Origin of the sequence: Stenotrophomonas sp. ZAC14D1_NAIMI4_1, assembly GCF_003086775.1 — a bacterium.
Classification (GTDB): Bacteria; Pseudomonadota; Gammaproteobacteria; order Xanthomonadales; family Xanthomonadaceae; genus Stenotrophomonas.
In genome coordinates, this window is record NZ_CP026001.1 from 1,561,818 (window position 1) to 1,584,805 (window position 22,988).

A 22,988-nucleotide genomic window follows, 5' to 3' on the forward strand; every position below is an offset into this window, starting at 1 on the left:
AAGCAACGTCGCCCGCCAGCACCGGAGCACCGCCAGCCAGCCTTCGCCCGCCAGCTGCTCCACCGCCCGCCAGCCGACAAACGAAAAAGCCGGGGAACCCCCGGCTTTTCCGTGTCTGGCGTTGCTGATTTCCGGCAGCAGTTGCCGGCCAGCGGCCGGCACTACCGGTCATTCCACCGACAACCCTTCGACCTTCTGCCAGCCGCGCGGCAGCAGGTGGCCGCGGGTGGCGCGGGCGCCGAGGTAGGCGTCGAGCTCGTTGAACTTCAGGCCCATCGTGCGCTGGCCGCTGCGGACCTGCAGGGTCTGGCCCGGGCTGATCGCCACGATCGCCACCACCCGCTCGGTGGCGAGCTTGGCCTTGGGGATCTCGATGATCTTGTTGCCCTTGCCCTTGTCCAGTTCCGGCAGGTCGTTGGCGGCGATCGCCAGCAGGTTGCCCGAGCTGGTCACCGCCACGATGCGGTCGGTGGCCACGTTGGCCACGGCCGACGGGGTCAGCACCGAGGAACCGGACGACAGGTTCAGCATCGCCTTGCCGGCCTTGTTGCGGCCGATCAGGTTCTCGAAGCGGGTGACGAAGCCGTAGCCGTGGCTGGAGGCCAGCACGAAGCGGGCATCCGGCTCGGCGCTGGCCAGGGTGACGAAGCTGGTGCCCGGTGCCGGCGAGAAGCGGCCGGTCAGCGGTTCACCATTGCCACGTGCCGAGGGCAGGGTGTGCACCGGCGTCGAGTAGGCGCGGCCTTCGCTGTCCAGGAAGGCGACCTGCTGGGTGCTGCGCGCGCGCACCGAACCCTGCAGGGCATCACCATCGCGGTAGGACAGGGTGGACGCATCGATGTCGTGGCCCTTGGCCGCGCGGATCCAGCCCTTCTCCGACAGCACGACGGTCATCGGCTCACTGGGCACCAGCTCGGTCTCGTCGATGGCCTGCGCGGCCTGGCGCTGCACCAGCGGCGAACGGCGTGCGTCGCCGAACTTCTTGGCGTCAGCGGTCAGTTCGTCGCGGATCAGCTTCTTCAGCTTGGCCTTGCTGTCGAGGATGCCGAGGATCTTCTCGCGCTCCTTGGCCAGCTCGTCCTGCTCGCCGCGGATCTTCATCTCCTCCAGGCGGGCCAGCTGCTTCAGCTTGGTTTCCAGGATGTACTCGGCCTGGTCTTCGGACAGGCCGAAGCGCGCGATCAACGCCGCCTTCGGTTCGTCCTCGGTACGGATGATGTGGATCACCTCGTCCAGGTTGAGGAAGGCCACCAGCAGGCCTTCCAACAGGTGCAGGCGGCGCTCGACCTTCTGCAGGCGGTGCTGCAGGCGGCGGGTGACGGTGGTGCTGCGGAACGCCAGCCATTCGCTGAGCAGCATCTTCAGGTTCTTCACCTGCGGACGGCCGTCCAGCCCGATCACGTTGAGGTTGACGCGGTAGCTGCGCTCCATGTCCGTGGTGGCGAACAGGTGGCCCATCAGCTGGTCGGCGTCGACGCGGTTGGAGCGCGGCACCAGCACCACGCGCACCGGGTTGGCGTGGTCGGATTCATCGCGCACGTCTTCCAGCCACGGCAGCTTCTTGGCGCGCATCTGCGCGGCGATCTGCTCGATCACCTTCGACGGCGACACCTGGAACGGCAGCGCGGTGACCACCACGTTGTTCGCTTCCTTGGTGAAGGTCGCACGCGCACGCACGCTGCCGTTGCCGGTCTCGTACATCGTGCGCAGGTCGTTGGCCGGGGTGATGATCTCGGCGGTCGACGGGTAGTCCGGGCCCTTCACGTGCTCGCACAGGTCGCGCACGCTGGCATCGGGATCGTCCAGCAGGTGCAGCAGCGCGCTGACGATCTCGTTGAGGTTGTGCGGCGGCACGTCGGTGGCCATGCCCACGGCGATGCCGGTGGTGCCGTTCAGCAGCAGGTGCGGCAGGCGCGCCGGCATCCAGGTCGGTTCCTGCAGGGTGCCGTCGAAGTTCGGCGCCCAGTCGGTGGTGCCCTGGCCCAGTTCGCCCAGCAGCACTTCGGCGATCGGGGTCAGCTTGGATTCGGTGTAGCGCATCGCCGCGAACGACTTCGGGTCGTCGCTGGAGCCGAAGTTGCCCTGGCCCTCGATCAGCGGGTAGCGGTAGGAGAACGGCTGCGCCATCAGCACCAGCGCCTCGTAGCACGCGCTGTCGCCATGCGGGTGGTATTTACCGATCACGTCACCGACGGTGCGCGCGGACTTCTTCGGCTTGGACGCGGCATTCAGGCCCAGCTCGCTCATCGAATAGATGATGCGGCGCTGCACCGGCTTCAGGCCGTCGCCGATGAACGGCAGGGCACGGTCGAGCACCACGTACATCGAATAGTCGAGGTAGGCGCGTTCGGCGTACTCGCGCAGCGGCAGTTGTTCGAAACCGTGGAATACGGGGCGGGCAGGTTCGGTCATGCGGCGTTGTTACCTATGTCGGGAGGCGAAGACGGCGGTCGGCGCTCTCAATGCACTGATTATCCGGATGCGGCGGGGGATGCCAAGCCACGCGCCGGATCCAGCCCCGGTTCGAGGCCATGGCCGACCCGCGCCAGGTAGCGTCCGGGCGGCAGGCCGAAGTGGCGGCGGAACACGGTGACGAAGGCGCTGGCGCTGCTGAAGCCCAGCGCGTGGGCGATGTCGGCCACGCTGCGGCCCTCGCTGAGCTGGCGCAGCGCCTCGGCCAGGCGGGCCTGTTGCCGCCACTGGGCGAAGCTGAGGGTGGTCTCGTCGCGGAAGTGGCGGGTCAGGCTGCGCGGCGACAGGCCGGCCCAGTGCGCCCATTCGGCCAGGCTGCGCTCGTCGGAGGGCTCGGCCAGCAGTTGCGAGGCGATCTTCAGCAGGCGGCGGTCGCGCGGCATCGGCAGGTGCATGCGCTGGCGCGGCGCGGTGCGGATCTCGTCGCGCATGACGCTGAGGATGTGCTCGCGGTCGTCGCTGAGGACGTAGTCCAGCGGCCATTCGCAGATGCGCTCGGCCACCGCCTGGGCCAGCTTGGACAGGCCGAGCACGCAGGGGTCGGAGGGCAGCCCGGCGCAGGCCGGCGCCGCCAGGGCCATGCCCCAGCCGCGCATCGGCCCGTCCAGGCTGACCGTATGCGGTTCCAGCGGCGGCATCCAACCGGCCGAACCCGGTGCCAGCGACCAGGTGCCGTGCGAGGTGCGGGTGGTCAGCAGGCCGCGTTCGACGTAGATCAGCTGCGCCCGGGCGTGGTGGTGCCAGTCCACTTCACGGGCCAGGCCCTGCGGGCTGTCGAAGCGGAAACCGATGACCGGCGGGCCATCGTTGCGCTCGAACCAGTCCATCGCGACCTCGCGGAGGAGGGTGGGCGGGCCCGGTTCACCTGCCGTCACGACCGGCGGGGGTGGCTGGAATGTGACATTCATTGGCTGGATTGTACTACCGGGCCAGTTCCGGGCGCCATTAAGGTAGCGCCTTCACTGATCGAGCCCGTTGCTGCAACACAGCATTCGATGCCAGATCGAATATTTCCATTGAGAAATATTTTTTTTGGAAGAAAATGCTCCCCCATGATCTGTCCGTCCTCCAACCCCCCCAGCTTCGGCCTGCTGCTGCGCCAGGTGCGCGACGGCCTGGTCCGCCAGCTCGACGCCTCCATGGCCGAAGAAGACCTCGGCATCGGCTTCACCCATTACATCGGCCTGAAGCTGCTGGCCCGCATGGCCCCGTGCACCGCCAACGAACTGGCCCAGGCCATCGACCAGGTGCCCAGCGCGGTGACCCGCCTGCTGGACAAGCTGGAAGCCCTGGGATGCGTGCGCCGCGAGCCGCACAGCCAGGACCGGCGGGCCCTGCAGATCGTTCTGACCGATGAAGGCCGTGCCCTGTGGGCGCGGCTGCAGAAGCGCGGCGACGCGGTGATGGACTTCGCCCTGCGCGACCTGTCCGCCGACGAACGCACGCTGCTGTTGTCCCTCCTGACCCGAATCCGCGATTCCCTGACGACCCCATGAACCCGATCCCGCATCCCACTCTCCGCCGGTCCGGGCGCGCGCTGCTGGTTTCAGCGCTGGCCCTGGCCCTGGCCGCCTGCGCCAGCAGCCGTGGCCTGAACCCGCAGGGCCACGTGCTCGACGTGGACAGCCTGCACAGCGAGCGCACCCTGGCCGACAGCGACCTGAGCGCCACCGGCTTCCCGGCCCAGGACTGGTGGAAGGCACTGGGCGACGCCCAGCTCGACGCCCTCATCAGCGAAGGCCTGGCCGGCCACCCCAGCCTGGACGCGGCCGACGCGCGCCTGCGCCAGGCACAGTCGCAGGTAGGTACGGCGCGTGCCGACCGCCTGCCCAGCCTGTCCCTGTCCGGCGGCTACACCGGCCTGCGCCTGCCCGAATCGATGCTGGGTGACGAGCTGGGCGGCCGCTATGGCGGCAGCAGCCAGGTCGCCTTCGATTTCAGCTACGGCATCGACCTGTGGGGCGGCAAGCGCGCCGCCTGGGAAGCTGCCGTCGATGGCGCCCATGCCGCCACCGTGGACGCCCAGGCCGCGCGCCTGAACCTGTCCACCGGCATTGCCCAGGCCTACGCCGAGCTGGCCTATGCCTGGCAGCTCAACGACGTGGCCGAGGAGGAACTGGCGCGTTCGCAGAAGTCGCTGGAACTGACCCGCCAGCGCCGCAGCGCCGGCATCGACAGCGACCTGCAGGTGCGCCAGGCCGAAGCCCGCGTGCCGGCCGCGCAGCAGCAGCTGCTGGCCGCGCAGCAGCGCATCGACGCCGCCCGCACCGCGCTGGCCGCGCTGGTCGGCAAGGGTCCGGACCGCGGCCTGTCGATCGAACGCCCGCAGGCGCTGAACCCGCTGGCCCTGCAGCTGCCGGGCGTGCTGCCCAGCGAACTGCTGGGCCGTCGCCCGGACATCGTTGCAGCGCGCTGGCGCGTGGAAGCGGCCGAGAAGCAGATCAAGGTCGCCAAGACGAAGTTCTATCCGAGCTTCAACCTGACCGCGCTGGCCGGCGTGGTCGCCCCGAACGTGGGCGACCTGCTGAAGAGCAGCTCCACCTTCGCCTACATCGGCCCGGCACTGAGCCTGCCGATCTTCGAAGGCGGCAAGCTGCGCGCCAACCTGGACAACACTGACGCGCAGTACGACCTGGCGGTGGCCAACTACAACCAGGCCGTGCTGGACGCGCTGCGCGACGTGGCCGACCAGGTCAACGCGGTGCGTTCGCTGGCCCAGCAGGCGCAGGCACAGCAGCAGGCGGTGGATACCTCCCGCGCCGCCTTCGGCCTGGCCCAGCAGCGCTACCGCGCCGGCATCGGCAGCTACCTGGACGTGCTCAGCGCGCAGTCCATCCTGCTGCAGTCGCAGCAGCAGCTGGCCGGCCTGCAGTCGCAGCAGGTGCAGACCTCGGTGCGCCTGAGCAAGGCATTGGGCGGTGGTTTCCAGCCCAGTGACGCCGACGCCGCACCGATCGCCTCCCATTCCGATTCCTCGCATTCCTGAAGACCCACGCCATGAGCCAGACCCAAGACACCGCGGCCCCGGCCGCCTCCAACCGCCGCGGCAACCTGCTGCGCGGCCTGTTCGTCATCGTCGTGCTGCTGCTTGCCGCACTGGCGCTGTGGTACTTCATGTTCGGCCGTTGGTTCGAAGAAACCGACGATGCCTACGTGCAGGGCAACCAGGTGCAGATCACCCCGCTGGTGGCCGGCACCGTGGTTGCCATCAACGTTGATGACGGCATGCGCGTCGAGCGCGGCCAGCTGCTGGTGCAGCTGGACCCGGCCGACACCTCCGTCGCCCTGCAGCAGGCCGAAGCCAACCTGGCCAAGACCGTGCGCCAGACCCGCGGCCTGTACCGCAGCGTGGAGGGCGCGCAGGCTGACCTGAACGCCCGCCAGGTCAGCCTGAAGCGCGTGCGCGAAGATTTCGCCCGCCGCAAGGACCTGGCCGCCACCGGCGCCATTTCCAACGAAGAACTGGCCCACGCCCGCGACGAGCTGGCCGCAGCCGAAGCCGCCGTGGCCGGTTCGCGCGAGACCGTCGAGCGCAACCGCGCGCTGGTCGATGACACCGTCATCGCGACCCAGCCGGACGTGCTGGCCGCTGCCGCGCAGCTGCGCCAGGCCTTCCTCAACAATGCCCGCGCCGGCATCGTCGCGCCGGTCACCGGTTTCGTCGCCCGTCGTTCGGTGCAGGTCGGCCAGCGCGTGCAGCCGGGCAATGCCCTGATGGCCGTGGTGCCGACCGAGCAGATGTGGGTGGAAGCCAACTTCAAGGAAACCCAGCTGCGCCACATGCGCCTGGGCCAGGAAGTGGAGCTGAAGTCGGACCTGTATGCCGGTGACGTGAAGTACAAGGGCCGCATCGAAAGCCTGGGCCTGGGCACCGGTTCGGCGTTCTCGCTGCTGCCGGCGCAGAACGCCAGCGGCAACTGGATCAAGATCGTGCAGCGCGTGCCGGTGCGCATCGCCATCGATGCCAAGCAGCTGGCCGAACACCCGCTGCGCATCGGCCTGTCGATGAAGGCTGAAGTGAGCCTGCGCGACCAGAAGGGCGAAGTGCTGCCGACCGCCGCCGCCAAGGGCACGGTGTTCGACACCGATGTGTATGCCAAGCAGCTGCATGATGCCGATGAGGTGATCCACACGATCATCGAAGGCAACCTGCCGCAGCAGGCCAACGCGGGCTGAGGTCGACATGTCCGCACAAGCTCCAGCGGCGCCCGGCACTCCGGGCGCACCGGCGGCGCCGGGTGCGGCCTCCGGGTTCCTGCCGCCCAGCGTGGCCCTGTGCACCGTCGGCCTGGCGATGGCCTCGTTCATGCAGGTGCTCGACACCACCATCGCCAACGTCTCGCTGCCGACCATCGCCGGCAACCTCGGCGCCAGTTCGCAGCAGGCGACCTGGGTCATCACCTCGTTCGCGGTCAGCACGGCCATCGCGCTGCCGCTGACCGGCTGGCTCAGCCGTCGCTTCGGCGAACGCAAGCTGTTCATCTGGGCCACCCTGGCCTTCGTCATCACCTCGCTGCTGTGTGGCCTGGCCCAGAGCATGGGCATGCTGGTGCTGTCGCGTGCACTGCAGGGCTTCGTGGCCGGGCCGATGTACCCGATCACCCAGTCGCTGCTGGTGTCGATCTATCCACGCGAGAAACGTGGGCAGGCGCTGGCGCTGCTGGCGATGATCACCGTGGTGGCGCCGATCTGCGGGCCCATCCTCGGTGGCTGGATCACCGACAACTACAGCTGGGAATGGATCTTCCTGATCAACGTGCCGCTGGGCATCTTCGCCGCGCTGGTGGTGGGCAACCAGCTGAAGGGGCGCCCGGAGCAGATTGAAAAGCCGAAGATGGACTACGTCGGCCTGATCACCCTGGTGATCGGCGTGGGCGCGCTGCAGCTGGTGCTCGACCTGGGCAACGACGAAGACTGGTTCTCCTCGATGAAGATCGTGGTGCTGGCCTGCGTGGCGGTGGTGGCGCTGACGGTGTTCCTGATCTGGGAACTGACCGACAAGGATCCCATCGTCGACCTGAAGCTGTTCCGCCACCGCAACTTCCGCGCCGGTACGCTGGCGATGGTGGTGGCCTATGCGGCGTTCTTCAGCGTGTCGCTGCTGATACCGCAGTGGCTGCAGCGTGACATGGGCTACACCGCCATCTGGGCGGGCCTGGCGACGGCGCCGATCGGCATCCTGCCGGTGATCATGACGCCGTTCGTGGGCAAGTACGCCTCGCGCTTCGACATGCGCATGATCGCCTCGTTCGCCTTCGTGTTCCTGTCCTTCACCAGCTTCATGCGCTCGGACTTCAACCTGCAGGTGGACTACGCGCACGTGGCCGGCGTGCAGCTGATCATGGGTATTGGTGTCGCGCTGTTCTTCATGCCGGTGCTGCAGATCCTGCTGTCGGACCTGGACGGCCGCGAGATCGCCGCCGGCTCGGGCCTGGCCACGTTCCTGCGTACGCTGGGCGGCAGTTTCGCGGCATCGCTGACCACCTGGCTGTGGGCACGTCGTACCCAGGTGCACCACGCCGACCTGACCGAGCACATCTCGGCCTACCAGCCGGGCATGCAGGACCAGGTGGCCGCGATGGGGCAGGGTGACCTGCAGCATGGCGCGGCGGTGCTCAACAACATGATCAACCACCAGGCATCGCAGATGGCGTTCAACGACATCTTCTACCTGCTGGGCTGGACGTTCCTGGCGATCATCGCGTTCCTGTGGCTGGCCAAGCCGCCGTTCGGTGCGGGTGCAGGCGCGGCCTCCGCCGGCGGGCATTGATCGATCGGTGTTGATGGAAAAACAAAACCCCGCCGGAAGGCGGGGTTTTTGTCTGCGGCGCCATCGCGATACATGCACGCGTTGCGTGGGTATGCCCGAACGCCGGACATGAAAAAACCCGCTTTCGCGGGTTTGATCATTTGCTGAGTCATGGTGCCCAGGAGAGGACTCGAACCTCCACGAAGTTGCCCCCGCTAGCACCTGAAGCTAGTGCGTCTACCAATTCCGCCACCTGGGCGACTCAGGAGACGAATTATGGGGAGCGACTGAGGATGTGTCAACAACATTTCACGCTTTTTTCTGCGGCGGTACGCCGAGGTGTTGCAGCAGGCTGCGCATCGCTGGCGACAGGCGCGTCCAATCGGCGAAGCAGGCGCACAGGCGGCGCTGCGCCCACGCATCTGCAAGTGGCACGCACACCGTCTGCGTGCTGCGCCGATGCTGCCGTGCGATCGTGCGCGGCACGATGCCGACGCCGATGCCGTGGCCCACCATCGTGCACAGGCCTTCGAAGGTCTTCATGCGGATGCGCACGTCCAGGCGTCGGCCTGCCTCGCCCGCGAGTTCTTCCACGTAGGTCTGCAGCGCGTTGCCATCGGCCAGCGCGACGAAGGTCTCGCCCAGCACATCGACGAAGTCGAGCGAGCGCCGGGCAGCGAAGCGGTGGTCGGCAGGCAGCAGCATCACCAGCGGATCTTCGGACACGACGTGCCGTTGCAGGCCCTCGGCAGGCACCGCGTCGCTGATGATGCCCGCTTCGGCCTGGCCGGCGCTGAGTGCGCGCACGACCTCGGTGCTGGTGCGTTCGTGCAGCTCCACGTGCAGGCGCGGGCGCTGTGCCAGCCAGGGCGCAAGCCGCGAGGGCAGGTAGTTGGTCAGTGCCGCAGTGTTGGCATACAGGTGCAGGGTGCCGCGCGCACCCTGGGCGAAGGCTTCCATCTCGCCGCGCAGCTGCGCCTGCTGCTGCAGGATCAGCCGCGCGTGGTGGGCGAGGGCAGCGCCGGCCTCGGTCAGGCTGACGCCGCGTGGATGCCGGTTCAGCAGTGCGGTACCGGCGTCCGCCTCGATCGCGCGCAGGCGCTCGCTGGCCGAGCCCAGTGCAAGATTGGCCTGGGCGGCGCCAGCGGTGATGCTGCCGGCGTCAGCCACGGCCAGGAACAGGCGCAGATCGGCGATGTCCATCCGCATGTGGGGTGCTCCGGTCGGGGCTACCTTCGGCTGGTCCGAAGGCAGGGGCGGGAAGACCGCATTGTGCGCCCGCACGGCGCCCGCTCCAATGGCGGCATGAACGAGACTTTGTACTTCTATGGGTTGCTGGTGGTGGTGTTCGTGCTGGCCGGCGTGGTCAAGGGCGTGACCGGCATGGGCCTGCCGACGGTGGCGATGGGGTTGCTCGGTGGCGCGCTGTCACCGGTGGCGGCGGCGTCGATGCTGTTCATCCCCACCTTCGTCACCAATGCCTGGCAGCTGCTGTCCGGCCCTTCGCTGGGGCATACCGTGCGGCGGCTGTGGCCGATGATGCTGGCGGTGGTGGTGGTGACGCTGGGTTCGGCCGCGCTGCTGGTGCGGGTGGATCGCACCTGGTCGCGCGTTGCACTGGGCGTGGCGCTGGTGGTGTACGCGCTGTACGCGCTGCTGGCACCGGTGTTCCGCGTGCCGCAGCGGCGCGAGCGCTGGCTGGGGCCGCTGGTGGGTGCGATATCGGGCGTGGTGACCGGCGCCACCGGCGTGTTCGTGATGCCGGCGGTGCCGTACCTGCAGTCGCTGGGCATGCAGCGCGAGGAGCTGGTGCAGGCGCTGGGCCTGGCGTTCACCGTGTCGACCATTTCGTTGACCACCGGCTTGGTGATCCACGGTGCCTTTGGCGTGCAGCAGCTGGGGCTGAGTGCGTTGGCGGTGCTGCCGGCATTGCTGGGGATGTGGCTGGGGCAGGTGATCCGGCAGCGCATCAGTGCACGGGTGTTCCGCGCGTGCTTCCTTGGGTTCCTGCTGCTGCTCGGGCTGGAGCTGGTGCTGCGGCCGTTGTTCTGATTACGTTCGCCGGGCATGGCCCGGCGCTACGCATCCTGGATTGCAGGCAAGAAAAAACCCGCTTGCGCGGGTTGTTTTCTTTCTCGACATGGTGCCCAGGAGAGGACTCGAACCTCCACGAAGTTGCCCCCGCTAGCACCTGAAGCTAGTGCGTCTACCAATTCCGCCACCTGGGCGTCGAGGAGCGAGATTATGGGGTGTTGTTACCGGGGTGTCAACACTTCTCGATAACAATCCCGCTCTGGGGTCAGAGCCTTTCCTCTGGAAAGGGATTCGACCCCTGTTGCTGGATGACAGGCAAAAAAAATCCCCGCCGAAGCGAGGAGTTTTTTCGTTGGTGCCCAGGAGAGGACTCGAACCTCCACGGTTTTACCCGCTAGTACCTGAAACTAGTGCGTCTACCAATTCCGCCACCTGGGCGTTCCAGAGGCGCAATTGTGAAGATGAATCCGCAGGCTGTCAACGACTTCCAACAAATATTTCACGCGGTGCTTCCAAAGCCGCCTCTGACCCGCTGTGCACGCCCGCAACGGCTACCATGTAGGGCGATGACTACCAAAAAACCAAGCAAGGGCGGGAGCAAGTCCCGCAGCCAGGCCCCGACCAAGGGCGCCAAGGCGGGCGCAGCCCGCACCACCAAGCCGGGCAAGCCGTTGCCGGGCTGGTTCCCCGAATTGAATGAAGGCGGTGCACCGCCGCGCGGCCGCAAGGGTCGCGGCACGGATGCCGCCGCACCGGGCCCGGCCCCGGGCCGCAAGCTGCCGCCCACCGGCAAGGTGATCGACGATCCCTATGCCGCCCGCGAAGCCGAGAAGTACGAACAGCCCATCGCCAGCCGCGAGGCCATCCTGGCCCTGCTGGAACGCTGCGAAGGGCCGCAGACCGCCGAGGAATTGGGCGCGCGCCTGGGCCTGACCGCGGCCGACCGTGCCGAGGCGCTGTCGCGCCGGCTGGGCGCGATGGTCCGTGATGGCCAGCTGGTGCAGAACCGCCGTGGTGGTTTCGCGCCGATCCAGACCTTGAACCTCGTCACCGGCGTGGTGATCGCCAACCCGGAAGGGTTCGGCTTCCTGCGCCCGGTCGAGGGTGGCGACGATCTGTTCCTGCCGCCTTATGAAATGCGCAAGGTGATGCACGGCGACAAGGTGCTGGCCCGCGTGACCGGCATCGATCACCGTGGCCGCCGCGAAGGCAGCATCGCCCGGGTGCTCGAGCGCGGCATGACCCGCCTGATCGGCCGCTTCAGCATTGAAATGGGCATCAATTACGTGGTGCCCGATGACAAGCGCATCCAGCGCAACGTGCAGGTGCCGCCGGACCAGACCGGTGGCGCGCGCGATGGCCAGCTGGTTGTCTGCGAACTGACCCAGGCACCGGACAGCCGCCGCCCGCCGATCGGTCGCATCATCGCGGTACTCGGCGACAAGCTGACGGCGTCGCTGGTGGTGGAGACCGCCATCCACGGCCACGAACTGCCGTTCGAGTTCCCGCAGGAGGTGCTGGACGAGGCCGCCTCGGTGCCGATGGTGGTCGAGCCGGCGATGATCGGCGACCGCGTCGACCTGCGCAGCACACCGCTGGTGACCATCGACGGCGAGGATGCCAAGGACTTCGATGACGCGGTGTACTGCGAACCGAATGCCGATGGCTTCCGCCTGGTAGTGGCCATTGCCGATGTCTCCAACTACGTGCGCCCGGGCACGCCGCTGGACGAGGAAGCGCAGAAGCGCGCCACATCGGTGTATTTCCCGGGCTTCGTGGTGCCGATGCTGCCGGAGACCCTGTCCAACGGCATCTGCTCGCTGATGCCCAAGGTCGACCGCATGTGCTTCGTCTGCGACATGCAGATCGACCGCGACGGCGTGGTCAGCCATTCGCGCTTCTACGAAGCGGTGATGAACTCGCACGCGCGCCTGACCTACACCCAGGTGTGGAAGGCGGTGGGCGAGGATGATGCCGATACCAAGGCGTGGATGGGCGGGCTGCTGCCGCAGGTGCAGCGCCTGCACCAGCTTTACAAGGTGCTGTCCAAGGCGCGTGCCAAGCGCGGCGCCATCGAGTTTGAAAGCAGCGAAGTGCGCTTCGTGCTGGACAACCGTGGCGAAGTGACCCAGGCCGGCATGCTGGTGCGCAACGATGCGCACAAGCTGATCGAGGAATGCATGATCGCGGCCAACGTGGAGGCGGCCAAGTATCTGCTGTCGCGCCATGTGCCGGCCCCGTACCGCGTCCACGAGAAGCCGCCGGAGACCAAGTTCGCCGACCTGCTGGAATTCCTCAAGGAGTTCAAGCTGAGCCTGCCGCCGTGGTCGAAGGTGCGCCCGGGCGACTACACCAAGCTGCTGAAGAAGATCCGCGACCGTCCCGATGCCACGCTGCTGGAATCGGTGCTGCTGCGCAGCCAGAGCCTGGCGGTCTACAGCCCGGACAACCACGGTCACTTCGGCCTGGCGCTGGAGGCGTACGCGCACTTCACTTCGCCGATCCGTCGTTATCCCGACCTGCTGGTACACCGTGCGATCAAGCACGCGCTGTCCGGCAAGCCGCTGGACAAGTTCACCTACAACGCCCGCGAGATGGCTGCGCTGGCGCTGCAGTGTTCCGAGCGCGAGCGTCGCGCCGACGAGGCCGAGCGCGAGGTCGACGAGCGCTACCGCGCGGCATGGATGGAGAAGCATGTCGGTGGCCAGTTCGACGGCGTGATCAGCGGCGTGACCAGCTTCGGCCTGTTCGTGGAGCTGGATGATTCCAAGGTGCAGGGCCTGGTCCACGTGACCCAGCTGCCGCAGGACTATTACAAGTTCGACGCCACCCGCAAGACGCTGACCGGCGAACGCCGCGGCGGCAGCTACCGGCTGGGCGACCGCGTGCGCATCCTGGTGCTGAAGGCCAGCATGGAAGAGCGCAAGATCGACTTCCGCCTGGTCGAGCACAAGGGAGAGGACGAGGGCGATGGCCTGCCGCCGCTGCCGGAACGGGGCAAGCCGGCCAAGCGCGAAAAGAAGCAGTATTGAAAGGCGTGCCGACCAACGGTCGGCACCCACCTCATCCGGTAGGTGCCAACCGTTGGTTGGCAGATTCCTCATCCGGTAGGTGCCAACCGTTGGTTGGCAGATTCCTCACCCGGTAGGTGCCAACCGTTGGTTGGCAGATTCCTCACCCGGTAGGTGCCAACCGTTGGTTGGCACGACGTTTCGGAGGAAAGCACTATGCAAGGCCAACCCGAATACCACGGCGGCTGCCAGTGCGGCGCCATTCGCTTCGAGGCGCGTGGCGCCCTCACCGACAGCTCGATCTGCCACTGCCGGATGTGCCAGAAGGCCTTCGGCGGGTACTACGCGCCCTTGGTTTCGGTGCGCGGCGTGCAGTTCAGCTGGACCCGTGGCCAGCCGCGCTATTTCCAGTCCTCCAACGTGGTCAGGCGCGGTTTCTGCGGCGACTGCGGCACCCCGCTGACCTACGAGGCCCCGGACGGCATGGCCGTGGCCGCCGGTGCCTTCGACGAACCCGAGCGCCTGCCGCCCACCCGGCAGTACGGCATGGAGCGCAAGCTGCCGTTCGTGGACGGCCTGGGCCAGCTGCCCGGCACCCGTACCGAGGAGGATGTGGAGGCGCTCGAGTTCCTGGCCACGGTCGTGTCCCACCAGCACCCCGACCACGACACCCCGCATTGGCCGGCGCGCAGCCGTTCAGCCGAAGGATGAACGGCGGGTAGCGCCGGGCCAGGCCCGGCGAAGGCGTGCGGACCAACGGTCCGCACCCACCAACCAAGGGGCCATGGCCGGCGAGCGCGCAGCGCGGCCGACGCCGATGCTCTACCATAGCCACCCCCTTTCCGGTTCGGCCCCCGCATGAGCAAGAACAGCCAGTGGATCGTCGGCGTCAACGCCGTCGCCTCCTCCATCGAGAACGACGCTGACAACGTGCGCGAAGTGCTGGTCGAGGCCGGTGCGAAGAACCCGCGCCTGGTCGAAATCGAGGAAAACGCCCGCCGCAAGGGCATCGACGTGCGCAAGGTCAACAGCCAGGCGCTGGACGGTGTCGGCGGCTCGGTGCGCCACCAGGGCGTGGCCGCGCGCTATGCCGCCGCCCGCACCTACAGCGAGAACGAGCTGGAAGGCCTGGTCACCGCCGCCGAGGGCAAGGCCCTGCTGCTGGTGCTGGACGAGGTGCAGGACCCGCACAACCTGGGCGCCTGCCTGCGCTCGGCCGCCGCGGCCGGTGCCACCGCCGTGATCATTCCCAAGGACAAGTCGGCCACGGTCAATGCGACTGTGCGCAAGACCTCGGCCGGCGCCGCCGACCTCATCCCCGTGGTGGCGGTGACCAACCTGTCGCGTTGCCTGAAGGACCTGCAGAAGCAGGGCGTCTGGATCTACGGCCTGGCCGGTGAGGCCACCGCTTCGCTGTACCAGCTGGACCTGAAGGGCAACATCGCGCTGGTGCTGGGCGGTGAAGCCGATGGCCTGCGCCGCCTGACCCGCGAGAACTGCGATGGCCTGGTCAAGATCCCGATGCCGGGCGAGATCGAGAGCCTGAACGTCTCCGTCGCCGCGGGCGTCAGCCTGTTCGAGGCCGTGCGCCAGCGCGGTTGATCGGCCGGCAGCTTCTGTAGAGCCGAGCCCACGCTCGGCTGTCGTGATCGGGGTCAGATCCCTCCCCAACAGGAGAAGGGATCTGACCCTTTTTTTATCGGAAGGATCGTGTCGACCAAGGTCGACACCCACAAGGGCAGAACCAGGGTCAGGGCCCGTGCCGACCAACGGTCGGCACCCACCACCAGCAGGAGATTCCGACAGCTCGCGGGTTCGAGGCCGTGCGCCAGCGCGGTTGATCGGCCGGCACGACGTGATCGGGGTCAGATCCCTTTCCTGCGGGAAAAGGGGTCTGACCCTTTTTTGTGTGCTCAGCTCTACGGAAGGGATCGTGTCGACCAAGGTCGACACCTACCAGGGCAGAACCAGGGCCAGGGCCCGTGCCGACCAACGGTCGGCACCCACCATCAGCAGCAGATTCCGACAGCTCGTGCGTTCGAGGCCGTGCGCCAGCGCGGTTGATCGGCCGGCACGACGTGATCGGGGTCAGATCCCTTTCCTGCGGGAAAAGGGGTCTGACCGCTTCTTGTGATCGGAAGGATCGTGTCGACCAAGGTCGACACCTACCAGAGCAGAACCAGGGTCAGGGCCCGTGCCGACCAACGGTCGGCACCCACCATCAGCAGCAGATTCCGACAGATCGCGGAAGTCTGTCGAGGGCGGGGTGGGTCCGGTGGCAGGGGTGTGAGCGGCATGGGCCCGAGGCATGCCTCGGGCGGGTTGGGCAGGACGCCCAACCCCGGTCTTGCCGTGTGCGCAGGACAGCGCACACGAGCAAGCCGCGACCAAGCCCCCAGGGATGGGTTCACGGCGTCCCCTGCCACCGGACCCACCCCGCCATCCCACAGGGAGCCAGCTTTTGACGTTGACGTTGACGTTGCCGTTGCTTCGGCGGGTGCGGGGCGCAGCCCCGCATTGCCTCACCCCGCGCTGCCACCCAGGGCCTTGAACAGGGTCACGTCGTTGCTCAGCTGGCTCTGCCGCACGCGGGCAAGTGACAGCTCGGCATCGCGGCGGGTCTGCTGCGCTTCCAGCCAGGTGCGCAGGTCGGTGGCGCCCACGCGGTAACGCACTTCCTGCGCGCGCTCCACTTCCACCGCCTGGTCATAGGACGCCTGCGAGGACGCCACCTGGCGGGCCAGCTGCTCACGCGCGGAGAGTGCGTTGTCCACTTCCGAAAGCGCGGTGTACAGCGTCTTGCGGAAGTTGGTCGCGGCGATCTGGTAGGCGGTGCCGGCGATGTCGGTGTCCAGCTGCGCACGCTGCAGGTTGAGGAAGGGCAGCGACAGGTCGGCGCCGAGCGTGGCCACCGGGTTGCGCAGCACATCCCCCAGCGAGGTCGCACTGGAGCCGAGGCTGCCGGTCAGGCTCAGCGCCGGGTAGTACTGGGTAGCGGTCACCTTGATGGTCTTCAGGCTGTTGCGCAGGCGCAGTTCGGCCGCGCGCAGGTCGGGGCGGCGGCCGAGCAGATCGGCCGGCAGGCCTTCGTCGATGCCCGGGCTGCGCGCGGCCTGCAGGTCCTGCGGCTCGTCCTGCTGTGGCCACGGCGTGCCATCCAGCAGCACGGTCAATGCGTTGCGGACTTCCACCCGCTGCTGTTCCAGCGCGCTCTGCGCCGAACGCTGCGATTCCAGGTTCTGCAGCGCCTGGCGCACTTCCAGCCGCGATACCGCACCGGCGTCGAAGCGGGCCTGCACCAGGTCGCGGGTACGCTCCAGCCGCTGCAGGTTGGCTTCGCCACTGGCGATCGACTGGTTGAGGTAGGCCAGCGACCAGTACTGGCTGATCGTGTCGCCGATCACCAGCAGGGCGGTGTTCTGCCGGTCTTCCTCGCTGGCCTGGGCTTCCCAGCGGGCGATGTCGCGCTCGGTGCGCAGGCGGCCCCACAGGTCCACCTCCCACGACAGCGACACGCCGGTGGAATAGCCGCGGCTCCAGTCGGCGGCCTGGTCGGTGGGGCGGCTGCCGCTGGCACTGACGCCGGACGAGGACGGCTGCGGCAACAGGGCGTTGCTGGCCAGGCCGGCCTGCAGGCGGGCACGCTGCACGGCCAGGCCGGCCGCACCGAGGTCGCTGTTGGCGGCCAGGGCCTGCGCGACAAGGCGATCCAGGCGCTCATCGCCGAAGCCGGTCCACCAGGTGTCCTGGCGGATATCGCGGCCCGGGGTATCCAGGCCGCTGCGCGGGTCGTCGGCCGGCGCATTGAGGGTGGCATCGCCACGGCCATAGGTCGTGGCCACGGCGGGGTCCGCAGTGGGATAGCGGACCACCGAGGCGCAGCCGGACAGGGCGAGCAGCACGGCGCCAGCCAGCAGCAGGCGCGAGGGGGCAGGGGAGGTCAGTCGGGTCATCATCTTCATTCGCGGGCCAGGGCCTCCACCGGGTCGAGCTGGGCGGCATTGCGTGCCGGCAGGAATCCAAACGCCACGCCGATCAGGGTCGAGCAGGCAAACGCGGCGATGATCGAGGCGGTCGAGAACACCACCTGGAAGTTGCTGGAGAAGTGGCCGATCAGCGCGCCCACCAGCAGGGCCAGGCCGATGCCGAGCACGCCACCGATCAGGCAGACCAGCACGGCTTCGATCAGGAACTGCTGGCGGATGTCACTCTGCCGCGCCCCCACCGCCATGCGCACGCCGATCTCGCGGGTACGCTCGGTCACCGACACCAGCATGATGTTCATCACGCCGATGCCGCCGACCAGCAGCGCGATGGCGGCGATGGCGCCGATCAGCAGGGTCATCGTGCGCGTGGTCTGCTCGATGGTCTCGCGGATCTCGGCACTGTTGCTGAGGAAGAAATCCTCGGTGCCGTGGCGCAGGGTCAGGAGGCGGGTGATGGCCTCCTGCGCCGCATCCATCGGTGTTTCATCGTTGACGCGCACGGTGATGCTGGAGACATGGCTCTGCCCCAGCATGCGCGACATCACCGTGGTGTAGGGCACGAATACGCCCAGGCTGGTGCTGCCGCCGAAACCGAAGCTCTGCTTCTTGGCCACGCCGACCACGCGTACCGGCACGTTGCCGAGCAGGATCACCTCGCCGATCGGATCGCTGTCAGGGAAGAACTGGGTCTTCGTGTTCTCATCGATCACGCCTTCCTGGGCCAGGCCACGCACCGAATCGCTGTCGAAGAAACTGCCCGCGAGCAGGGTCACGCCCTTCACCCGGAAGTACTGCTCGCCCACGCCGCTGACCTGGGCGGTGGCCGACTGGTTGCGGTAGCGCGCCGTGACCGAGGTCGACACGCTGGGCGTGGCGCTGTCCACGTAGCTCTGCTTTGACAATGCATCGGCGTCGCTGGCTTTGAGCGTCTGCACGCGCGCCGAGCGCATGTCACCGAAGCCGCGGCCGGGATAGACGTCGATCGTGTTGGTGCCCAGCGCGCTGATGTTCTGCAGGATCTGCTGCTGCGAGCCGTTGCCCAGCGCCACCACCGAGACCACCGAGGCGATGCCGATGATGATGCCGAGCATGGTCAGGAAGGTGCGCAGGCGGTGTGCGTTCATCGCCAGCAGTGCCATCCGGAACGCTTCGGTGAAGCGGTCGCGCGCCGCGCGCCAGCTGCTGCCATGGGCCACGTCGGTGCTTGGCTGGCGCTGCGCGCGGTAGCTGGGCGCCTTCGGGTTGGCGCGGTCGGCGATGATCTCGCCGTCGCGGATTTCGATGATTCGCTGGGCGTGTTCGGCCACGCTCATGTCGTGGGTGACGAGGATGATGGTGTGGCCTTCAGCATGCAGCTCGCCGAGGATGCCCATCACTTCCTCGCCGGAGCGGGTGTCCAGCGCACCGGTCGGCTCGTCGGCCAGGATCACCTCGCCGCCGTTCATCAGGGCACGGGCGATGGACACGCGCTGCTGCTGGCCGCCGGACAGCTGGCCCGGCTTGTGGTGCATGCGGTCGCCCAGGCCCAGCCGCTGCAGCAGCTGCTCGGCGCGCGCATTGCGGGTCGGCCCGGGGCTGCCGGCATACACCGCCGGCACTTCCACGTTGCCGCGCGCATCGAGGTCGCCCAGCAGGTGGTAGCGCTGGAAGATGAAACCGAAATGCCCGCGGCGCAGCTCGGCCAGCTCGTCCGGTTCCATCTTGCCGGTCTCGCGGCCGGCCACCTGGTAGCTGCCGCGGGTGGGGCGGTCCAGGCAGCCGAGGATGTTCATCAGCGTGGACTTGCCCGAGCCGGACTGGCCGACGATGGCCACCATCTCACCGGCATGGATGTCCAGGTTGACGTCGCGCAGCACGGCGATGACATCGTCGCCCGCCGGGAATTCGCGGCGCAGGTCACGCAGGCGCAGCAGGGGCGCCGTCGTGCTCATCGGCGCGGGCCCATGCCACCGGGCCCGCCCATGCGCATGGCACCACCGCCGCGGTTGCCGGTGCCGCTGCTGGACGCGGCCGCACCGCCTTCGCCGACCACCACGCGCTCGCCCTCCTTCAGCCCGGACAGGATCTGCGCGGAGGCGCCGTTGTTGATGCCGACTTTGACCTTGCGCGGCTGCGGCTGGCCCTGCGCGTCGACCACGCGCACCACGCGCTCGCCGTCACGGGTCTTCGGGCCCAGCGCCACGGCCGGCACCAGCAGCGCGCCCTTGGCCTGCTGCAGCAGCACCGAGACCTGCGCGGTCATGTCGATGCGCAGGGTGCCATCCGGGTTTTCCACGTCGAACAGTGCGTTGTAGTAGACCGCGCTGCTGGAACTGGAGCTGGAGGAACTGCTGGAACTGGACGAGCTTTCGTTGGCGATGGACGACGGCGCCGGATTGATCTGGCGCAGCGTGGCGTGGTACTTGCGGTCCGGGTCGCCCAGGGTGGTGAAGTACACCGGCATGCCGGCCTTGATCTTGACCACGTCGGCCTCGGACACCTCGGCATTGACGGTGACCACGTCCAGGCGCGCCAGCATGACGATGGTCGGCGCGGTCTGGTTGGCGTTCACCGTGCGGCCTTCCTCGGCCACCACCGCCACCACGGTGCCGTCCATCGGCGCAGTGATGCGGGTGTAGGCCAGGTTGGCACGGGCGGTGCCCAGCTCGGTTTCGCGGCCCTTGATCTGCGCCTCGTAGGACTGCAACTGGGCACGGGCGGTCTTCAGCGTCGCCTCGGCGGCATCGTATTCCTGCTTCGAGGTGGCCTCGGCGGCCAGCATCTCCTTCTGCCGGGCGAAGTCCAGCTCGGCCTGGCGCAGGCTGGCCTGCTGCACGGCGCGCTGGGCGATCACCTGGTCCAGCGAGGCCTGCGCGTTGAGCACCTGGTTCTGCTGGGTGGTGGCGTCGATCTCGGCGATCAGGTCGCCTTCCTTCACCGTATCGCCCAGCTGCACCTTCAGCGACTTGATCTGGCCCGAAGCCTGCGCGCCGACGCTGACCAGCTTGTAGGCGTCGATCACGCCGGTGGCTTCCACCGTCTGTTCGATGTCGCCGCGGCTGACCGGGCTGGTGGCCAGGGCCGGGGCGGCGGGCTTGCGCAGCAGCCACCAGGCGCACGCGGCAGCAATCACCACAAGCAGGACAATCACGATCAGACGACCCCGGCGGGTCGCGGGCAACAGGCGGGAGATCACGTGCGGGCTTCACTCAGGCAGGCCGCCGCAGCGGCATTGCTGGGCATTGTGAAGATCGGGCGCGGGCTGGCTCAATCCTCGAGGTGTGTCCATGTGTAACACTGGCGGCCAAAACGCGTAACTGCAGGTATCCCGCCCCGGCGTCGATACAGTGGTACGCACCGGACAGGATGCGGTTCAGCTCCCGACACGGGAAAATCGCGACATGGAGACCGAAAACCCGATGCATCGCCTGTTGATCGTCGACGACGACAATGACATCCGCACCCTGCTGGCCGAACAGCTCGGCCGCGCCGGCTACCTGGTCAGCACCGCGGCCGATGGCACCAGCATGCGACAGCTGCTGGAACGCGAGCACGTGGACCTGATCGTGCTCGACCTCAACCTGCCGCGCGAGGATGGCCTGACCCTGTGCCGTGACCTGCGCGCGCGCTCGAACACGCCGGTGATCATGCTCACCGCGCGTGCCGAGCCGATCGACCGCGTGCTCGGCCTGGAAATGGGCGCCGACGATTACCTGGCCAAGCCGTTCGAGCCGCGCGAGCTGCTGGCGCGCATCCGCAACGTGCTGCGCCGGACCGAGGCGCTGCCGGCCAACCTGGAACCGCTGGCCGTGCGCCGCGCACGCTTCTCGCGCTGGATCTTCGATCTGGAACACCGCCACCTGGTGGACCCCGATGGCCGCGTGGTGGTGCTGTCCGGCGCCGAGTTCCGCCTGCTGCGGGTGTTCATCGCGCACGCCAACAAGGTGCTTTCGCGCGAGCAGCTGGTCGCGCTCAGCAGTGGCCGCAACTACGAAGCGCAGGACCGGGCGATCGACCTGCAGGTCAGCCGGCTGCGCAACAAGCTGGCCGACGATGGCGGCCCCGATGGGCTGATCAAGACCGTGCGCAACGAAGGCTATGTGCTGGCCTCGGCCGTCAACCTGGAATAAGCCGTGATGAAGCGCCTGCGCCACTTCCTGTCCTCGATGGTGGGGCGGCTGTTCGTGATCCTGCTGCTGGGCATGGCGGTGGCCGCGATCGGCGCGACCATGCTGGCCACGTCCAAGCGCCAGCAGGATTTCGAACGGCAGAACCTGAACCGCATTGCCGACCGGCTGCAGGGCTACGTCAACCTGCTCGACGGCAACCCGGAACTGCGCGATCGCCTGCTGGAGATGGGCGGGCCGAGCGTGCGCGCGTTGCCGTCCGGTGCGCGCGTGGGCCGCATCGACACCGCGCTGATGGAAGTGCTGGATGACCGTCCCGGACCGGTGGCACGGGCGCACGTGCACTTCACCTCGTTCCGCTCGTGCATCCCCAAGCTGCAGGAACTGCTGCCGCCGCCGCCGCCGGGCCACCGCCGCCCGCCGCGCGAACGCGATCCATCCTTCATTCCGCCCAAGTGCCGCGCCGTGGACGTGGTCCTCAGCGATGGCACCGCGCTGAAGCTGGCGCTGGATTCGCCGGCGGTGGCGCACAACGGCGTGCTGGCCGTGGACCCGCTGTTCCTGACCCTGCTGGTGCTGGCCATCGCGGTGCTGGCCTATATCGTTTCGCGCATGGCCAGTGCGCCGCTGCAGGAACTGGCTTCGGCCGCCGAAGAACTGGGTGACGACCTGCAGCGCGATCCGCTGCCCCTGCGCGGTCCGCGCGAAGTGCAGCGCGCCGCCGAGGCCTTCAATGCCATGCAGCATCGTCTGCAGCGGCACCTGGCCGAACGCACGCAGATGCTGGCGGCGATCACCCATGACCTGCAGACCCCGCTCACCCGGCTGCGCCTGCGCCTGGAAAACGTGACCGACGAGATCCTGCGTGAGCGCCTGATCGGCGACCTGGCGGCGATGCAGGCGCTGGTGCGCGAAGGCCTGGAACTGGCGCGCAGCGCCGAAAGCGCTGAACAGCGCGCTGCGCTCGATCTGGATTCGCTGCTGGAAAGCATCGTCGAGGACACCGCCGAAGCGGGTGCCGACGTGGCCTTTGAAGGTGGCAGCGGCGCGGTGCTGATGCTGCGGCCGCTGGCCATGCATCGGCTGTTCTCCAACCTGGTGGACAACGCGGTGATGTACGCCGAGTGCGTGCGGGTGCGGGTGGACCGCAGCGGCGGTGCGATCACCGTGGTCGTGGCCGACGATGGCCCGGGCCTGGCCGATGACCAGCTCGAAGCTGTGTTCGACCCGTTCGTGCGGGTGGAAACCTCGCGCTCGCGGCAGACCGGTGGCGCCGGCCTGGGCCTGACCATCGCCCGCGCGCTGGCCGAGAAGGACGGCGCACGCCTGTGGCTGCGCAACCGGCCCGAGGGCGGCCTGGAAGCGGTGGTGCAGTGGCCGGCGGGCAGCCCGGTGGCCGCGCGCTGATGGCAGCGGCCGGGCCCTGACCCCGAACCAGGGCCTGGCTTTCACGCTGCGGTGACGCCGGGAGGGGTGTTTGGCCTATCATTCGCCCCATCTCCCCACAGTTCACGCGATGAGCCAGCCTGTTCGCACCGGCGCGCGGCCCCGTGCCGCCCGGTTGTTCCTGTTCCTGCCTGTTGCCGTGCGCGGCAACCGCACCTGGCCGCCGCCGCTGCAGTAATGGGCG

16 protein-coding genes and 3 tRNA genes are annotated in these 22,988 nt (G+C 68.1%); 10 read left to right on the top strand and 9 right to left on the bottom strand.

What is annotated here, in order from left to right:
* Nucleotides 1–168 precede the first annotated feature (168 nt).
* Nucleotides 169–2,412 (bottom strand): DNA topoisomerase IV subunit A, encoded by a 2,244-nt coding sequence (gene parC / locus C1927_RS07195; RefSeq protein ID WP_079221268.1) that lies wholly within the window; start codon nucleotides 2,410–2,412, stop codon nucleotides 169–171.
* Nucleotides 2,413–2,471: 59 nt separating this feature from the next.
* Nucleotides 2,472–3,299, bottom strand: a complete 828-nt coding sequence (locus tag C1927_RS07200; protein ID WP_164073423.1) for a helix-turn-helix transcriptional regulator — start codon at nucleotides 3,297–3,299, stop codon at nucleotides 2,472–2,474.
* Between the two features lie 225 nt (nucleotides 3,300–3,524).
* On the opposite strand from C1927_RS07200, the gene C1927_RS07205 reads away from it, so the two are divergent.
* The 4 genes from C1927_RS07205 to emrB are packed head-to-tail and all read left to right on the top strand — an operon-like array spanning nucleotide 3,525 to nucleotide 8,242.
* Nucleotides 3,525–3,968 (top strand): MarR family transcriptional regulator, encoded by a 444-nt coding sequence (locus C1927_RS07205; protein ID WP_108746304.1) that lies wholly within the window; start codon nucleotides 3,525–3,527, stop codon nucleotides 3,966–3,968.
* Nucleotides 3,965–5,458 carry a multidrug efflux transporter outer membrane subunit EmrC gene (emrC, locus tag C1927_RS07210; protein WP_108746305.1) on the top strand — a complete coding sequence of 498 codons (1,494 nt, stop codon included), beginning with the start codon at nucleotides 3,965–3,967 and terminating at the stop codon, nucleotides 5,456–5,458. Before C1927_RS07205 ends, emrC begins: the two co-directional genes overlap by 4 nt.
* Before the next feature lie 11 nt (nucleotides 5,459–5,469).
* Nucleotides 5,470–6,648: a multidrug efflux MFS transporter periplasmic adaptor subunit EmrA gene (gene emrA, locus C1927_RS07215; protein WP_079221272.1), complete on the top strand. Its 1,179-nt coding sequence runs from the start codon at nucleotides 5,470–5,472 to the stop codon at nucleotides 6,646–6,648.
* Nucleotides 6,649–6,655: 7 nt separating this feature from the next.
* The gene (gene emrB / locus C1927_RS07220) at nucleotides 6,656–8,242 is read left to right on the top strand and encodes a multidrug efflux MFS transporter permease subunit EmrB (RefSeq protein WP_079221273.1); all 1,587 of its coding nucleotides are present in this window, start codon (nucleotides 6,656–6,658) and stop codon (nucleotides 8,240–8,242) included.
* Between the two features lie 151 nt (nucleotides 8,243–8,393).
* On the opposite strand, the gene C1927_RS07225 is transcribed toward emrB, so the two are convergent.
* Nucleotides 8,394–8,480 (bottom strand) — tRNA-Leu (locus C1927_RS07225).
* Nucleotides 8,481–8,530: 50 nt separating this feature from the next.
* A complete protein-coding gene (locus C1927_RS07230) occupies nucleotides 8,531–9,430 on the bottom strand; it encodes a LysR family transcriptional regulator (RefSeq protein WP_108746306.1) in 900 nt (299 codons plus the stop codon).
* A gap of 96 nt (nucleotides 9,431–9,526) precedes the next feature.
* On the opposite strand from C1927_RS07230, the gene C1927_RS07235 reads away from it, so the two are divergent.
* Nucleotides 9,527–10,273 carry a sulfite exporter TauE/SafE family protein gene (locus C1927_RS07235; protein ID WP_079225166.1) on the top strand — a complete coding sequence of 249 codons (747 nt, stop codon included), beginning with the start codon at nucleotides 9,527–9,529 and terminating at the stop codon, nucleotides 10,271–10,273.
* 89 nt (nucleotides 10,274–10,362) lie between these two features.
* Here the strand turns inward: C1927_RS07235 and C1927_RS07240 are convergent.
* Nucleotides 10,363–10,449 (bottom strand) — tRNA-Leu (locus C1927_RS07240).
* A 159-nt stretch (nucleotides 10,450–10,608) separates the two neighbouring features.
* Nucleotides 10,609–10,693: transfer RNA gene (locus tag C1927_RS07245), tRNA-Leu, on the bottom strand.
* 128 nt (nucleotides 10,694–10,821) lie between these two features.
* Between C1927_RS07245 and rnr the strand changes: the two genes are divergently transcribed.
* The 3 genes from rnr to rlmB all read left to right on the top strand — a co-directional run bounded on the left by rnr (nucleotide 10,822) and on the right by rlmB (nucleotide 14,868).
* Nucleotides 10,822–13,287, top strand: a complete 2,466-nt coding sequence (gene rnr / locus C1927_RS07250) for a ribonuclease R (protein ID WP_108746307.1) — start codon at nucleotides 10,822–10,824, stop codon at nucleotides 13,285–13,287.
* A 195-nt stretch (nucleotides 13,288–13,482) separates the two neighbouring features.
* Nucleotides 13,483–13,977, top strand: a complete 495-nt coding sequence (locus C1927_RS07255; protein WP_108746308.1) for a GFA family protein — start codon at nucleotides 13,483–13,485, stop codon at nucleotides 13,975–13,977.
* A gap of 147 nt (nucleotides 13,978–14,124) precedes the next feature.
* The gene (gene rlmB / locus C1927_RS07260) at nucleotides 14,125–14,868 is read left to right on the top strand and encodes a 23S rRNA (guanosine(2251)-2'-O)-methyltransferase RlmB (protein WP_079221277.1); all 744 of its coding nucleotides are present in this window, start codon (nucleotides 14,125–14,127) and stop codon (nucleotides 14,866–14,868) included.
* Between the two features lie 920 nt (nucleotides 14,869–15,788).
* On the opposite strand, the gene C1927_RS07265 is transcribed toward rlmB, so the two are convergent.
* From C1927_RS07265 to C1927_RS07275, 3 genes are read right to left on the bottom strand one after another with little or no spacing between them, the layout of a single operon-like run.
* On the bottom strand, nucleotides 15,789–17,228 hold the full coding sequence (locus tag C1927_RS07265) for a TolC family protein (protein ID WP_108746309.1): 1,440 nt from the start codon (nucleotides 17,226–17,228) through the stop codon (nucleotides 15,789–15,791).
* Entirely contained in the window at nucleotides 17,225–19,183 is a 1,959-nt protein-coding gene (locus C1927_RS07270) for a MacB family efflux pump subunit (RefSeq protein ID WP_108746310.1), read from the bottom strand. Before C1927_RS07270 ends, C1927_RS07265 begins: the two co-directional genes overlap by 4 nt.
* Nucleotides 19,180–20,427 carry an efflux RND transporter periplasmic adaptor subunit gene (locus tag C1927_RS07275; RefSeq protein WP_108746311.1) on the bottom strand — a complete coding sequence of 416 codons (1,248 nt, stop codon included), beginning with the start codon at nucleotides 20,425–20,427 and terminating at the stop codon, nucleotides 19,180–19,182. The genes C1927_RS07270 and C1927_RS07275 overlap by 4 nt, the downstream gene beginning before the upstream one ends.
* A 205-nt stretch (nucleotides 20,428–20,632) precedes the next feature.
* Here C1927_RS07275 and C1927_RS07280 point away from each other — a divergent pair, with 205 nt between their 5' ends.
* Both C1927_RS07280 and C1927_RS07285 read left to right on the top strand, forming a co-directional pair.
* A complete protein-coding gene (locus tag C1927_RS07280; protein ID WP_079221281.1) occupies nucleotides 20,633–21,361 on the top strand; it encodes a response regulator in 729 nt (242 codons plus the stop codon).
* A 6-nt stretch (nucleotides 21,362–21,367) separates the two neighbouring features.
* Nucleotides 21,368–22,765, top strand: coding sequence for an ATP-binding protein (locus C1927_RS07285; RefSeq protein WP_108746312.1), 1,398 nt, complete (start codon nucleotides 21,368–21,370; stop codon nucleotides 22,763–22,765).
* Nucleotides 22,766–22,988: the final 223 nt, after the last annotated feature.